Consider the following 13971-nt stretch of genomic DNA (forward strand, 5'->3'; position numbering starts at 1 on the left):
TCGCCGACCAGCTCGCTGATCGTGCCGTCGGGCTGCATCAGCCAGACGGTCTGCGTCACCGTCCTCGACGCCCGCGGCTGGCACGTGCCCGTGGTCCAGGGCCCGGCGAAGCCCGGCGACATCGTGCTGCGGACCGACCCCGGCCGATCCGAACTCGGCACCGAGGGCTACCAGCTGAGCATCGGCACACAGGCCCGGATCACCGGCGCCGGCGCCTCCGGCCTGTTCTACGGCACCCGCACCGTCCTGCAACTGCTCAGCGCCGGCACCGACATACCCGCCGGCAGCACCACCGACGTACCGGCCGCGCGTGAGCGGGCGGTCGGCGTGTGCGCCTGTTACACGTACAACACCGATGCCTGGTTCGCCCGCCTGATCAAGGACATGGCGTACCTGAAGCTCAACACGCTGCACCTCGAGCTGAAGGTCAAGAACGACCAGTACCCGGCCGTCAACACCTTCTCGTACTACACCAAGCCGGAGATCAGGCGGCTGGTCGCGCTCGCCACTCAGTACCACATCACGGTCATCCCGGAGATCAACTCGCCCGGGCATGTGGACCCGTACCTCGCGCCGTACCCGGACCTGCAGCTGAAGAACACGGCGGGCACGCCGGACCCGACCCGGCTGGACATCACCAACCCGGCCGCGTTCGCCTTCTACACGCAGCTGGTCGACAACGACCTCAGCGTGTTCCCCGGCCCCTACTTCCACATGGGCGCCGACGAGTACATGATCAACTCGGCGTACTCCAACTACCCGCAGCTGCTGGCCTACGCGCGCCAGAAGTTCGGCGCGAACGCCACCCCGCAGGACGCGTACATCGACTTCATCAACCGCGTCGACGCGTACGTCCGCTCCAAGGGCAAGACGCTGCGGATCTGGAACGACGGCCTGACCGGCGCGAACACCATCGCGCTGAACAAGGACATCATCATCGAGCACTGGCTGCCGGAGAAGCAGACCACCCAGCAGCTCCTCGACGCCGGCTACCAGGTCATGAACGCCACCGACGCCTGGTACTACGTCCGCGGCAGCTACCAGCCCGACGCCCAGCGGCTGTACAACTCCAGCTGGACGCCGCTGGACTTCGCCGACGGCACCGTCACCGACCCGGCCTCCCGCGTCACCGGAGCCGAGTACATGGTCTGGCCGGACAACTACGGCAAGGAGAACGAGAACACCACCCAGCAGCGGATGTTCGCCTCCCTGCGGGCCTTCGCGCAGGGCGTGTGGGGCAGCCCGCGGCCGACCGCCGACTACACCGGTTTCACCGCGCTCGCCGACTCCCTCGGCCACGCGCCCGGCTACGGACCGCAGTGGGTCCAGCCGCTGCCCGCCGGCACGTTCCAGGTGCGCGGCACCGGCGGCGTGCTGACCGCCGCGGCCACGCCCGGATCACCACTGAACGTCGACCCGCGGCCGGCGGCCCACGCCGCGACCTGGCAGCTGCAGCCCACCACCGACGGCTACTACCACCTCGTCGCCGCCGGCAGCGGCCTGTGCGCCGACGTCAGCCGCGGCCAGACCAACAACATGCGCGTCGTGGAACAGATCGGCGCCGCCGCCACCGCCGAGACCTGCGGCACCTCCGAGAGCCAGAAATGGCAGCTGGAGCCGGTGCCCGGCGGCTACCGCCTGGTCGACGCCATCACCCAGCAGACCCTGGACTCCGCCGGCGCCGGCCCGGTCGTCCAGCAGCCGCGTGACGCCGCGCACCACGACGTCTGGCGAATCTCGCCCGCGGGGGGTGCGGCATGATCAGCCGCAGGGACCTGCTCGCCACGGGGACCGCGGCGGCAGCCGCACTCGTCACCTCCGGACTGACCGGCACCGCCGCGCGGGCGGCCGGCGGCAGCGCGGACGGACCGGGAGCCGCCGGTGCGGCCGGAACCGCCGGCGGCGCCATCCGCCCGGCTTCGATCCTGCCGGTCGAGCCGGGGGACACCCCGGAGCGCATCATCGCCAAGGCCGCGGCCATCGTCCCGCGACCGCCCCAAGTGGCCTGGCAGGAACGGAAGTTCACCGGCTTCACGCACTTCGGGATGAACACCTTCACCGACCGGGAGTGGGGTTCGGGCTGCGAGGACGAGGCGACCTTCGCCCCGGCGGCGGTCGACATCGACCAGTGGATGCAGGCGTACCGCGCCGCGGGCATGCGACAGGTGATGCTCACCGCCAAGCACCATGACGGCTTCGTGGTCTACCCGACGCGCTACACCAACCACTCGGTCATCGCCAGCCCCTGGTGGTACCGCGGCTCGCCCGACGCCACGGCCGCCGCCGCCCGCGCCCGGGCGACGGCCGACCGCGGTGACGACTACGCCGCGTTCTGGAAGATCCGCACCGAGGGCAACGTCAACCCGGACGGCGACATCCTCGGCACCTACCTGAACGCTGCGCGCAGCGCGGGACTCAAGGTCGGCGTGTACCTCTCGCCGGCCGACGGCGCCGAACTCCCGCACGCCTGGCACCAGACGTTCGTCCAGCAGATCGTCGCCAAGCACGACGCCGGCCAACCGCTCAGCACCGAAGAGCAGTCGACGTACGACGACCGCGACCGCAGCCCGTCGGGCATGGGCCGCTACGGCAGCGGCAGCACCGTCACCGCACGGACCATCCCCACCCTCGTCGACGGCGACGACCGCGCCCACGCGGTGGCGACCGGCAGACTGCCCGTCTTCCACGTCATGGCCGACGACTACAACGCCTACTACCTCAACCAGCTCTACGAGCTGTTCACCCAGTACGGCCCGATCGACGAGCTGTGGCTGGACGGCGCCAACCCATGGACGTCCAGCGGGATCAGCGAGGCGTACGACTTCACGACGTGGTTCTCGCTGATCCACGCGCTGTCGCCGGACACCGTAACCTTCGCCGGACCGCAGGGCACCCGCTGGGTCGGCAACGAGAGCGGGGTGGCGCGCCTGAGCGAGTGGAGCGTGACGCCCGCGACCGCCGACCCCGCCACCGCCCACGGCGAGGGCCTGCTGCCGCACGGCGCCCAGGTCACCGACATCGGCTCCGACGCGGCGATCACCGAGCCCGGCGTGAAGTTCCTGCAGTGGTTCGCCGCCGAGGCGGACGTGTCGATCAGGCCCGGCTGGTTCTGGCACTCCGACGAACAGCCCAAGACCGCGGAGCAGCTGGTCAAGCTCTACGGGACGTCGGTGGGACGCAACGCGGTGCTGCTCCTCAACGTCCCGCCCGACACCTCCGGGCGGGTCGACGACGCCGACGTGACCGAACTCGCCAGGTTCGGCGCGGCCATCGACGCGACCTACCGGCGCAACCTGCTCACCGGAGCGCGGCCGGCGGCGCTGGCCAACGCCCTGGCCGACGGCCGGCTCGACAGCTCCTGGTCACCCCCGCGCCGCGCGACCACCGGCAGCTTCGAGCTTCAACTGCCCGACGGCGTCGAATTCGACCAGATCTGGCTCGGCGAGGACATCACGCACGGTCAGCACGTCCAGCAGTTCACCGTCGAGACCGGGGACGGCACCACCTGGACGCCGCTGGCCGGCGGGACGACCATCGGCTACTCGCGCATCCTCACCGTCCCCCCGCAGTCCGGCGTCCGGGCACTGCGGATCTCCGTCACCCAGGCCCGCGCCACACCGCGTCTGGCCACCCTGGGCCTCTACCGCAGCGTCGCACCGCCGCCGGCCGGCTGATCCCTCGGCACGGCCGCACCGAAGGCAGGGCCCGGACCGCGACAGCGGCCCGGGCCCTGCCGTTTGTGTCATGGGATGCGGCCATGCCGCTGCCTGAGGCCGACGCGCGGAGTTTGCCGGAGGCGGGCGGGGCAAGGCGATGGTCATGAGCGGAAGTTGGGGAGGCACGTCATGTCCACAGCAGCGATAGTGGCTCTCGTCGTCGTCATCATCGTCGTGGCGGCGATCGTCGCCGCCGTGACGCTGATGCGCGGCACGGGCCTCGGAGGCGCCGGGCTCAAGCACCGGTTCGGGCCGGAGTACGAGCGCGCGCTCGCCCACCACGACGGTGACGAGAAGGCGACACGCGACGAACTCGCCCAGCGCGTCAAGCGGTACGGACGGATGGAACTCCGTCCGCTGTCCGCACAGGACGCCGAGCGGTTCGAGGAGCGCTGGGCCGCGGTCAAGACGCAGTTCGTCGACGACCCCCGCGGCGCGGTGGCCGAGGCGGACCGGCTGATCGGGCAGCTCGCCGAGCGGCGCGGCTTCCCAGGTCCCGAGACCCCCGAGCACAACGACGCGCTCTCGGTGCACCACCCGCACGAACTCCAGGGCTACCGCCGGGCGCACGCGTCCGCCGGCCGGACCGACCCGCACGGGCCCAAGGACACCGAGGAGCTCCGGCAGGCGCTGGTCGCCGCACGCGAAATGTTCGACGCGCTGACGGGCGGCACGCGTGCGCCGGCGCCCGGCGCGGCGTCCGCCCCGGAGTCCACGGCGACCTCGGCCGCAGCGTCCACGGACACGGCTGCGACCGATCCGGCGTCGGACCGCACCCGGAAGACGCCGTTCGGCGGTTCCCGGAAGGACGACCCGGCCGGCGCCGGCGACGAGGACACCCGTGCACTCGGCACGGCGTCCGGCGGCAGCGCGCGGGAGGGGAGCGCGCAGGACCCGGATGACCGCCACGACGGCGAACGCCGCCGGTCGCCGCTCGGCCATCGCTTCGCCGCGCTCTCCGGCAGCGGCCCCCGCAAGGACGGCACGGAGGACAACCGCTGACCGCGGGTCGGCGTCGTCATCGTCACGCATGGACGCGAGGAGTTGAACAAGGTGAACCTGCACCGTGGGACAGGGTCGCGCGGACCCGCCGGGACCTCCGGAGGCGGCACACCGCCGGACACGCGCGCACCAGGGGAGAGCCAGTCGAACACGTCGAACACGTCGAGCACGACGGACGCATCCGACGCGACGGCCGCATCGGACAGGGCCGGCACGGCGGCCGCGGCCGGCAGGGCCGCCACGGCTGACCGGGCGGGCGCGTCCGGCACGGAGGTCCGGGGTCCCGCCACGGCCGAGCCCGCTCCAGAGGCTCCGCCCGCGCCCCCCGAGGCGCTGTCCCCGGCGCCGGCCTCGTTCCCGGCTCCGGTACCGGAGCCGGACCCGGAACCCGGCACGTCGCCGGCCGCGGGGGGCGCCCGCGACGACCGTGCCCAGGACCACTCCGCCATCGGAACCGACACAGAGGCTGCCAAGAACCGTGCGAAGGGTGCCGAGGAACCCGCCGAGGAGACCGCAGACGTCCCCGCCGAGGACCCCGCCGCGCGCACGGCCGACATCGAGCGGCTGAGCCAGCGCATGGACCGCGCGGTCCGCGGCTTCGTCGACGACCCGCGGCGCGCCGTGCGCGAGGCTGACGCCGTGCTGGACGCCGCCACCGACCTCATCGAGCGGCGCCGCAAGGAACTGCGCGACGGCTGGGAGGCCGGCGGGCGCACCGACACGGAGGACCTGCGTGTCGCGCTGACCCACTACCGCGACCTGACGCGCCAGCTCATCTCGCTGACGATCGCCTCCTGACCACCCCTGCCCCCCGCGTTCCGCCGCATCGGCACGGAACGCCATGACCGGCTCGGTCACCGCATCGCCCGTCCGGCACACCGCGGTGACCGAGCCTTTCGCTGTGTGCGCTGTGTGCGCTGTGTGCGCTGTGTGTTCTGGGAGTTCTGGGTGTTCTGGCCGCCGGGTGCGGCGGTACGTGGCCAGCCTTCCAGCATGACGGGCGGCCTCCGGAAATTCCGCGTTAACGGCATATCACCTCAGGTGCGTCCAGCGACGCCAATAACGTGCGGACACCTCCTCGGGGCGCGCCGATCGGTGGCGTGCTCGCCGTCCGCCCGGCGCACCGCCCGGCGTCCGGGCGGCGGGAGGCGGCCCAGGGGGGTATGTCATGGAAGCGCGCGACACCGAAGTCTCCCGCGCCCGCAGCGCGATGCGCGCGGCGCTGCCCGACGCGTTATGGGAGTTACGGACCCCGGTGGCCCTCGGCGCGGAGCGGGCCGACTCCCACGTCCTCGACTGGGCCCGCCGTCACGGACTGACACGGTCCGACGCCTCCGAACGCCGTCTCGCCTCCGCCCGGCTGGGTGACTTCGCGGCCCGGGTCTATCCGACCGCGACCGTCGAGGACCTGCTGCTCACCACGGACTGGATCGCCTGGCTGGACTTCCTCGACGACCAGAACGACGACCGCGAGACCGCCCTCGACCCGCAGGACTTCGACGGCTTCCTGGCCCGCGTCGCCCTCGTCGCGTCCACCGGGACCGCCGACACCGCCCTCGGCCCGATCGGCGCGGCGCTGACCGACCTGTGGACCCGCACCCGGGCCAGGGCCGGCGAGCGGCTCTGCCGCCGTCTGCGGTTCCACCTCACGGAGTACCTCGCGGGCAACGTTCAGCAGGCGGCCTACCGCGTCCTCGGTGACGTCTGCGACCTCGGCGAGTACGCGGTGCTGCGCCGGGCCGCGGGAGGCGTCCTCGTCACCTTCGACCTCGTCGAGTTCGCCGGCGGATCCGAACTGCCGCCCGCCGTCTACTACAGCCGCACCTACCAGCGCCTGCTGACGGCCGCCGGTGACGTCGTGTGCTGGACGAACGACATCCTCACCGTCGAGAAGGAGAGCGCCGCGGGCGACCTGCTCAATCTGGTCACCGTGCTCCGGGAGTCCCGCCGCTGCGCCCGGAGTACGGCCTTCGTCCAGGCCCGGGAACTCGTCGACGGCCGGCTCGGCGACTTCCACCGGGCCGCGCGTGACCTGCCGGACCTGTGTGCCGCCCTCGAACTCGACGGCACACAGCGGCAGGCGCTCGCCGCGTGCGTGGAACTGCTGCGGGCCTGGATGCGCGGTCACGCGGACTGGGGTCTGTCGACGGGCCGTTACGCGCCCCTGCCCGCCGACCCCGGCTACCTGGAGGACCTCCTGCCCGGAACCGTCGTCTCCTGGAACCTGCCGGGCGGGGCGTGAGCCCCGGCACGTCAACTGCCGCCCGGCGCACGGCCGGAGCGTGCCTCGGACCGAGTACCAGGAGAGACTGCCGATGACCGATCGACAACGGCCGGCGTTCCGCGGACCGGGCTCACCGTTCCCCCCACGGGTCGGTTCGTTCCTCAGGCGGCGCTCGCCGCTGCCCGCGCGTCCCGCACCCGAACCCGTTCACCGCGAACCGATCACCGGGCGGGCCGTGGTCATCGGCGCCGGGATCGCCGGCCTGACCGCGGCGCGCGTGCTCGCCGACCACTTTGCCGAGGTCGTCCTCCTGGAGGCCGCGCTCCTCCCATCGTCCCCAGGCCCGCGCGGCGGCGTCCCGCAGGCACGTCATGTGCACGGGATGCTCGCCCGGGGCGCCCAGACCCTCGAAGCGCTGTTCCCCGGCCTGCGGGCCGAGTTGGTCGCGGCGGGCGCGCCGCTGTTCGACCACGGACTGGGCGCCTCGACGACGGTGTCTGCCGGCCGGGTACCGCGCACACGAGCCGGCGTGCACGCCCACGCCTTCTCGCGGGACCTCCTCGAATGGTCGCTGCGGCGGCGCCTGGGCGAGTTGCCCGCGGTCACCGTCCGCGACCGCGCGCCGGTCTCGGGCCTGTGCTGGAGCGAGGACGCGACGCGGGTGACCGGCGTGCGGCTGGCCGGCGGCGACAGTCTGCACGCGGCGTTCGTCGTCGACGCGTCCGGCCGCTTCTCGAAGCTGCCGCGGTGGCTGGAAGAGGCCGGCCATCCGCGGCCGGCCGTGCAGGTCGTCGACGCGGGGCTCGCGTACGCGACCATGGTGCTCGACGCCCCGGAGCAGGACTTCGACGCCCTGCAGCACATGAACAGCGCACCCGGTCACCCGCGCGGCGCCTTCGTCGTCCGTGTCGAGGGCGGCCGCTGGCTCGCCACCGTCTTCGGCGCGGGAGGCGACCACCCGCCGACCGACGAGCAGGGCTGGCGCCGGTTCGCCGCCGGACTGCACAACCCCGAGCTCGACGCGCTCCTCGCCGCCGCGACGCCCGTCCCCGACACCGGGATCCACGGGTTCCAGCGCACCGAGAACCGCCGCACCGGGTACGCGGCGATGCGCCGCGGGCCCCGGCGTCTGGTGGCGATCGGGGACGCGGTGGCGGCATTCGACCCCGTCTTCGGGCAGGGCATGACCGTGTCGGTTCTTCAGGCCGCGGCACTGGGGGAGTGCCTGGCGGATCGCGACGACCTCGACGCGGTCGGGAACCGCTGCCGCCGCCGGGTCGCGTCGATCGCGCGGACGCCCTGGCTGATGTCGGTCAGTGAGGACCTCGCCTGGCACCACCATCGTGAACGCGGCCGACTGCCGCTGTGGCTGCGGCCGGTGCTCTGGTACAAGCGGCGGCTGATCGAACTCGTCGTCGCAGACCCGGAGATGTTCCGGACGTTCCTGGGCGTCTATCACATGGTCAGATCGCCGGCCGCCCTCGTCGGCCCCCGGACGCTGGCCAGGGTCGTGCTCGGGGGACGGCGAACCCGGCCGGCCGAGCGCGTCGTGGGAGCCGAGCGGGCGGAGTCGCCCGGATGAACGAGCCGGAACACCGGGTGCCCCATGCCCCCCTGCCGGCACAGGGACGCCGGACACACCCGGAATCGACCGATGACGGGTCCAGATCGACGGACGGAAGGCGGACGGACATGTCGGAGACCCAGCAGATCCGGCTGGGCGCGTGGGCGGGCATCGCGAACCTGCTGCTCTCCCTGGCCGTCCTGCTCACCACACGGCATTCCTGGAAGTTCTGGCCCGTGCGCGGCGACACGGACGCCGAGTACGCGGCCTGGTTCCACCGCTACTCCGCCGGAGGGTTCGCCCAGACCTTCTCCACGAACATCGGCGCGCTGCTGGGCATCTGGTTCGCCTTCGCGCTCACCCGGGCCCTGCGGCTCCCGCAGGAATCCCTGCTGTCGTTCGTGATCCGCACGTCCGCCACCGTCATCGTGCCCGGCATGCTGGTCGTTAACGCGATGTTCAGTGTGGCCAGTACCCCGCAGTTCATCGACGACCCGCACTCCTGGCCACTGCTGCGCGCCTTCACCGAGGCGTGTCTCCACACCTTCTACGGCCTGCTGTCGGTGTTCGCGTTCCTGCTGCTCGCCGCGGCCGTGGCGGTCCGCCGGACCCGGGAGCTGCCGGCGTGGACCGGGTGGACCGCGCTGGCGGCCGGGATCGTCACGCTTGCGGGCAGCGCGGTCTCGCTCGTCCGGTCCGGCTGGCTGGCGCCGCTGTCCCTGCCCTCGGTCACGCCGTTCTTCCTGTACTGGCTGTGGGTGACGGCGGTGAGCGTCGCGATGCTGCGGCTGCCACCGCGGGACCTGCCCACGGCGAGCGGGCAGGAACCGGGGAGCGGCGCGGTCGCCGAGGACGCGGGGAGCTCGGCAGGGGCCGGGCGGGGATGAGGGAGTCGCCGCGGGTGCGGGTGGCCGTCTCGGCGGCCCGGTGGGCGCGGCGGGCCGGTACGTCGCCGGCCGCCGCTGCCCTCGGGCCGTCCGGCGGATCGCTCAGGCCGCTCGGCGGTCCTGCCAGGCCTGCTCGAGCGCCTGGGTGAAGAGCTCGGACGGCTGCATGCCGGTCACCCCGTACTGGCGGTCGAACACGAAGAACGGCACCCCGGTCGCGCCGAGTTCGGACGCCTGGCGCTCGTCGGCGCGGACGTCGTCCGCGTACGCGCCGGCGTCTGCCAGCACCCGGCGGGCCTCGGCACCGTCGAGCCCGGCTTCGACGGCGATGTCCACCAGCGTGTCCGCGTCGTAGACCGACCGCTTGTCCGCGAAGTTCACCCGGTAGGCGAGATCCATCAGCGTGCGCTGGCGGCCGTGCTCCTTGGCGAAGTGCAGCAGGCGGTGGACGTCGAAGGTGTTGCCGTGCACCCGCCCCCCGACGCGGTACCCGAGCCCGAGCGCCCGAGCCTCGGAAGCGGCCCGCTCCTCGCGCGCGACCTGCTCGTCGCGCGTGCGGCCGTACTGGCGCGCGACCGCGTCGATGATCGGCGTCGAGCCGTTCTCGGCGGTCGGGTTGAGCTCGAACGACCGGTACTCGACCTCGACCTCGTCGCGGTGTGCGAAGGCCTGCAGGCCCCGCTCGAACCGTCCTCGTCCGACGTAGCACCAGGGGCAGGCGATGTCCGCCCAGATCTCGACGCGCATCCGAGTGCACCTCTCCTTGTTGTCCGGATGCCGGGGTGGGTCCCGGCGACACTCGACCGAGGTCACTAGTTGATCGGTCGACTAAACAATAGGCGACCGATCGTCTAGTAGCAAAATCCGGCCACCGGAAGGATGGCCGCTGACGGGCCCGCCATCTTTATGCGCTGGCCCTCGGGGCCGGGCGCCGGGAGACTCATCTGTCGTGGACATGGGAATCACCGGTTTCAGGCCGTCGTTCCTGGCCGGCATCGAGGCGATCCGGCAGGCGCGCGGGGCACGCCTGGCGAGGCTCGCCGGCCGGCGGCTGACGGGGTTCGCCGTGGTGCGTCTCGCCGAGGACGGGGACTGGTTCGCGGACTGCCCGGTGGTCCTGGACTTCGATGGCGTTCAGGTGGAGGTCTGCCACGCCAAGCTGGACGAACTGTCGATCGGCTGGGACACGATCGACACAGCGGCGCCCATCGCCGGGTGGGACTGGTGCGAGTTCACGCCGCAATGGTCCGACCGTGACGGAGGCCTCGAATCGTTCGTCGGCCGAGCGCTGCACGAGGTCTCGCTCCTCGAATGGCGGCCTCCCACCGCTGACCTGGCGGCAGGGACGGTGGCGGTGGAGTTCGCCTTCGACGATGACGATCTGCGGATCGCCAACGGTCTCGACGAGAACCGCATCGAGACCGGTGGGGTGGGGCCGGGCTACGTCCGGCACAGGCTGGAGCTCTGACCGGGCGTCCCGGCCGGGCTCGTCGGGTCATCGGGCGATTCGAAGTCTGCGAACGACTGCCGAGCGGCCGGGTGATGCGGCATCATCACGGAGTGCCGCATCCGGGAACAGACCTGAGTTTGCTCGCGCTTCCGCCGCAGTGCCGGGCGGGCTTGGCTCTCCCGCGTACCGAACGGATTCACCCCCACACGGTCACCGTGCCGGCCGCCTGGTGGAACGCGGAGCTCACCGCCCGCGACCTGCCGGGTGGACCACTCACGACGAGCACCGGCGAAGCGGGCCGCACCGCGATAAGCCGTTCGGCACTATTCCGTCTCGCCCCCGGACCCATGGACAGCGACGACGACGTGCTGCGACTCCTATGGCATGTTCTGGCCTGGGGCAGTGGCCTTAAGTTGCGGAACAACCGCCGCCGACTCGACAGCATCCGTGACGGCAGGCCGGCCGTGATCACGGCGCTGCGCGAAGCAGCCACTTCCGCCAGGACCGACCCCGAGGCCGCCTACCGACGGTTGTTCAAGGGCGCCGGGGTGCGCTATCTGGGGCCCGCATTCTTCACGAAATACCTGTACTTCGCAGGTGCCGGCTCCTTCGACCACCCCTGCGTCATCCTCGACAGCCGGGTCGCGGAAGCCTTGAACAAGCGATGCGGGTGGTACTCCCTGCGCGCCGGAGGCGGCTGGCCGCCGGAGACCTACGGCCGCTACTGCACGCTGCTCGCCCGCTGGGCGAGTGAGGAGAGCGACCGTTTGGGGCGGCAGGTGGGGGCGGACGAGATCGAACTCTGGCTCTTCCGCGGGTGACCCCACGCTGGCGGCAATCCCCGTCCATTGCGCGCGGCGTCCGTCAACGCACGCCCGGCTGGGGCCCCGGCGGGCCGGTGGGGGGTGACTGTCGTCAGGGGCGGTAGGCGGCGGTCGCCATCCGGATGAAGGATCGGATCAGCGGGTTGGCGTCACCCTTGTTCCACGCCGCGACGACGCGGCTCGGTGCCATGTCGGTCAGGGGGACCACGGCCAGCTCCGACGGCAGGTCGTGTCCGAGCGGAGCCAGGCCGACCGTGCCGTTCCACAGCACCGCCTGCAGGCATTCCTGGACCGCCCGCACCACCGGGCCCTCGCGCCGCCTGCCGCCGTTCCAGTACGACTGCCAGACGGCGTCGGTGCCCGGCGGGAACTGGAACCACCGGCGGTCGTCCAGCTCCGCCAGCCGCAGCTCGTCGCGCCGGGCCAGCGGGTCGTCGGCGCGCAGGACCACGCCGACTGGATCGCTGCGCAGCGCCCGCACCGTCAGCGCCGTCTCGTCGAACGGCGCCCGCGTCAGAGCGACGTCGACCAGACCGGCGCGCAGGCCGCACGTGGGGTCGGTCAGGTCGGTGTCGCGGATGCGGATGTCGATCCCGGGGTGCTGACGGCGGTAGGCGGCGGCCAGCCGCGACACCCCGGGGTCGGTGCCGTCGCCCAGGATGCCGACGGTGAGGTTCGCGAGACCGACAGCCGCGCCGACGCGGACACGTACGCGGTCGGCGTGGTCGAGCAGGGCCCGCGCCTCGTCGAGCAGCACGGCGCCCACGGTTGTGAGCGTCACGCCGGAAGGCGACCTGGTGAAGAGCAGGGCGCCGCATTCGGCCTCCAGCTGCTTGATCGCCCGGCTCAGCGGCGGCTGGCTCATGTGCAGCCGGGCGGCGGCCCTGCCGAAGTGCCGTTCCTCGGCGACCGCCACGAAGTAGCGCAGCGTCCGTAGCTCCACGGTGCAACGATACCCATGGGGTATCGGCGTTGCGTGATCGGTCTTGGACACGGGCGCGGCCCCGGCGCTGCACTTGTGGGCATGACCGATGAAGCACACACCCCTGAGTGCGAGACCGACCCCGCGGTGTCGGTGGTGGGCCCCGGCGAGGGCGAGACGATCGTGCTGGGCAGCACCCGCATGCGTGTCCTGGAGGACGGCAGCCACACCGGGCACCGCCTCGCGATCGCCGAGTCCGTCCTCGCCCCGCACACCGAGGGCCCGCCGCAACACCGCCATGCCGCCCACGACGAGGGCTTCTACATGCTCTCCGGCACCGTGAGCTTCACCGTCGGGGAGACGGAACACGACGCGCCGGCCGGCACGTTCGTGATCGTTCCGCCCGGTTCCCCTCACACCTTCGCCAACCGGACCGATCAACCGGCCGTGATGCTCAGCACGTTCACCCCTGACTTCTACGTGCAGTACTTCCGGGACCTTCAGGAACTGGGCATCGCCGGCGGCGGGCCGCTTTCACGCGAGGACGGGATCGAGACGATGCGCCGCTACGCGACCGAGTCCGCCGCCATCGATCCGGCCCGACCCCGGCCGATCGCGCGCCGCGACGGTCCCGGTGAACCCGGGACCAGTGAACCCGGGGCCGGTGCCGAGACCTGTGAAATCCGAGCCCCGCGAAACCCGTGAACGGACACCATGAACTTCGCCTACTGGATCATCGCCGGGCTGCTCGCCCTCTTCTACGTCTACGCGGGCACGCTGAAGGTGGTCCGCAGCCCCGACGAACTCCGGCCGATGATGACCTGGGTCGACCGGACGCCTCTCGCTGCGGTCAGGGCACTGGGGGCGATCGAAGTCCTCGGCGCCGTCGGCCTGATCCTGCCGCCGCTGACCGGCATCGCACCCTCGCTGGCGCCGGCCGCGGCTGTCGGCTTCGTCCTTCTGCAGACCGGTGCGATCGCCGTCCATCTGATGGGCGACGACCGCCGGATCGCACTGAACGTCGGGCTCCTGGGCACCGCCGCCGTGACCGTCTGGCTGGCCTTAGGGCTGTGAGGCGGTGCGTGTCGCGTTGCCGTGTCGTGCCGGGCGGCGGAGGGTGGAGGAGTCATTGCCCGACGCCCGGGGCGACGCGGCGGTGCACCACACGGGCGGGGTGCCGGTATCCGTTGCCGCGCCCGACAGCGACATGCGCGCGGTCCTGGCCCGGCTGCTGCCCGACGCCGGAGTCCAGCCGACCCTCGCCGACGCCGTGGCCGCGGTCATCGGCCGGTCGCCGGCCGTCGAGGTCGAACGGGTCGTCTCCCGGCAGACCTCCGCACGCCGCCGGGAGCCGTAGGCAGGTGGCGCGACGGCGCCGAGGG

The 13971-nt window shown here is 72.3% G+C and carries 13 protein-coding genes and 1 pseudogene; 12 read left to right on the forward strand and 2 right to left on the reverse strand.

Annotation, left to right across the window (positions count from 1 at the left end; all coding sequences use genetic code 11):
* The 7 genes from K7862_RS36150 to K7862_RS36180 form a co-directional block, all read left to right on the forward strand.
* Positions 1-1761: family 20 glycosylhydrolase (locus K7862_RS36150; protein WP_222969844.1), on the forward strand; the 1761-nt coding region annotated here is incomplete at its 5' end.
* Positions 1758-3674, forward strand: a complete 1917-nt coding sequence (locus tag K7862_RS36155) for an alpha-L-fucosidase (RefSeq protein ID WP_222969846.1) — start codon at positions 1758-1760, stop codon at positions 3672-3674. The genes K7862_RS36150 and K7862_RS36155, both read left to right, overlap by 4 nt.
* Before the next feature lie 171 nt (positions 3675-3845).
* The gene (locus K7862_RS36160) at positions 3846-4718 is read left to right on the forward strand and encodes a hypothetical protein (protein WP_222969848.1); all 873 of its coding nucleotides are present in this window, start codon (positions 3846-3848) and stop codon (positions 4716-4718) included.
* 51 nt (positions 4719-4769) lie between these two features.
* Positions 4770-5516 (forward strand): hypothetical protein, encoded by a 747-nt coding sequence (locus K7862_RS36165; RefSeq protein ID WP_222969850.1) that lies wholly within the window; start codon positions 4770-4772, stop codon positions 5514-5516.
* A gap of 370 nt (positions 5517-5886) precedes the next feature.
* Positions 5887-6960: a terpene synthase family protein gene (locus K7862_RS36170; protein WP_222969852.1), complete on the forward strand. Its 1074-nt coding sequence runs from the start codon at positions 5887-5889 to the stop codon at positions 6958-6960.
* Positions 6961-7033: 73 nt separating this feature from the next.
* Positions 7034-8524: an FAD-dependent oxidoreductase gene (locus K7862_RS36175; protein WP_222969854.1), complete on the forward strand. Its 1491-nt coding sequence runs from the start codon at positions 7034-7036 to the stop codon at positions 8522-8524.
* Positions 8525-8634: 110 nt separating this feature from the next.
* Positions 8635-9393: a hypothetical protein gene (locus tag K7862_RS36180; protein WP_222969856.1), complete on the forward strand. Its 759-nt coding sequence runs from the start codon at positions 8635-8637 to the stop codon at positions 9391-9393.
* Between the two features lie 102 nt (positions 9394-9495).
* On the opposite strand, the gene K7862_RS36185 is transcribed toward K7862_RS36180, so the two are convergent.
* Entirely contained in the window at positions 9496-10140 is a 645-nt protein-coding gene (locus K7862_RS36185) for a DsbA family oxidoreductase (RefSeq protein ID WP_222969858.1), read from the reverse strand.
* A gap of 208 nt (positions 10141-10348) precedes the next feature.
* On the opposite strand from K7862_RS36185, the gene K7862_RS36190 reads away from it, so the two are divergent.
* Together K7862_RS36190 and K7862_RS36195 are read left to right on the forward strand one after the other, a co-directional pair.
* Positions 10349-10861, forward strand: coding sequence for a hypothetical protein (locus K7862_RS36190; RefSeq protein ID WP_222969868.1), 513 nt, complete (start codon positions 10349-10351; stop codon positions 10859-10861).
* A 74-nt stretch (positions 10862-10935) separates the two neighbouring features.
* Positions 10936-11664, forward strand: coding sequence for an 8-oxoguanine DNA glycosylase OGG fold protein (locus tag K7862_RS36195; protein ID WP_222969860.1), 729 nt, complete (start codon positions 10936-10938; stop codon positions 11662-11664).
* Between the two features lie 94 nt (positions 11665-11758).
* Here K7862_RS36195 and K7862_RS36200 read toward each other — a convergent pair whose 3' ends face one another.
* Positions 11759-12610 carry a LysR family transcriptional regulator gene (locus K7862_RS36200; protein ID WP_308012372.1) on the reverse strand — a complete coding sequence of 284 codons (852 nt, stop codon included), beginning with the start codon at positions 12608-12610 and terminating at the stop codon, positions 11759-11761.
* 81 nt (positions 12611-12691) lie between these two features.
* Here K7862_RS36200 and K7862_RS36205 point away from each other — a divergent pair.
* From K7862_RS36205 to K7862_RS36215, 3 genes and pseudogenes are all read left to right on the forward strand, one after another.
* Positions 12692-13174: pseudogene (locus K7862_RS36205) on the forward strand (cupin domain-containing protein); the annotation flags it as partial.
* A 129-nt stretch (positions 13175-13303) separates the two neighbouring features.
* Positions 13304-13663 (forward strand): DoxX family protein, encoded by a 360-nt coding sequence (locus tag K7862_RS36210; RefSeq protein WP_222969864.1) that lies wholly within the window; start codon positions 13304-13306, stop codon positions 13661-13663.
* Between the two features lie 55 nt (positions 13664-13718).
* A complete protein-coding gene (locus K7862_RS36215; RefSeq protein ID WP_222969866.1) occupies positions 13719-13946 on the forward strand; it encodes a hypothetical protein in 228 nt (75 codons plus the stop codon).
* The last annotated feature ends 25 nt before the right edge of the window (positions 13947-13971 follow it).

The organism is Actinacidiphila acidipaludis (genome assembly GCF_019890725.1).
Classification (GTDB): Bacteria; Actinomycetota; Actinomycetes; order Streptomycetales; family Streptomycetaceae; genus Actinacidiphila; species Actinacidiphila acidipaludis.

Coding starts and splice junctions, on each gene's coding strand:
- K7862_RS36155 (WP_222969846.1), top strand. CDS start 1,758: ATGATCAGCCGCAGGGACCTGCTCGCCACGGGGACCGCGGCGGCAGCC.
- K7862_RS36160 (WP_222969848.1), top strand. CDS start 3,846: ATGTCCACAGCAGCGATAGTGGCTCTCGTCGTCGTCATCATCGTCGTG.
- K7862_RS36170 (WP_222969852.1), top strand. CDS start 5,887: ATGGAAGCGCGCGACACCGAAGTCTCCCGCGCCCGCAGCGCGATGCGC.
- K7862_RS36175 (WP_222969854.1), top strand. CDS start 7,034: ATGACCGATCGACAACGGCCGGCGTTCCGCGGACCGGGCTCACCGTTC.
- K7862_RS36180 (WP_222969856.1), top strand. CDS start 8,635: ATGTCGGAGACCCAGCAGATCCGGCTGGGCGCGTGGGCGGGCATCGCG.
- K7862_RS36185 (WP_222969858.1), bottom strand. CDS start 10,140: ATGCGCGTCGAGATCTGGGCGGACATCGCCTGCCCCTGGTGCTACGTC.
- K7862_RS36190 (WP_222969868.1), top strand. CDS start 10,349: ATGGGAATCACCGGTTTCAGGCCGTCGTTCCTGGCCGGCATCGAGGCG.
- K7862_RS36195 (WP_222969860.1), top strand. CDS start 10,936: ATGCGGCATCATCACGGAGTGCCGCATCCGGGAACAGACCTGAGTTTG.
- K7862_RS36210 (WP_222969864.1), top strand. CDS start 13,304: ATGAACTTCGCCTACTGGATCATCGCCGGGCTGCTCGCCCTCTTCTAC.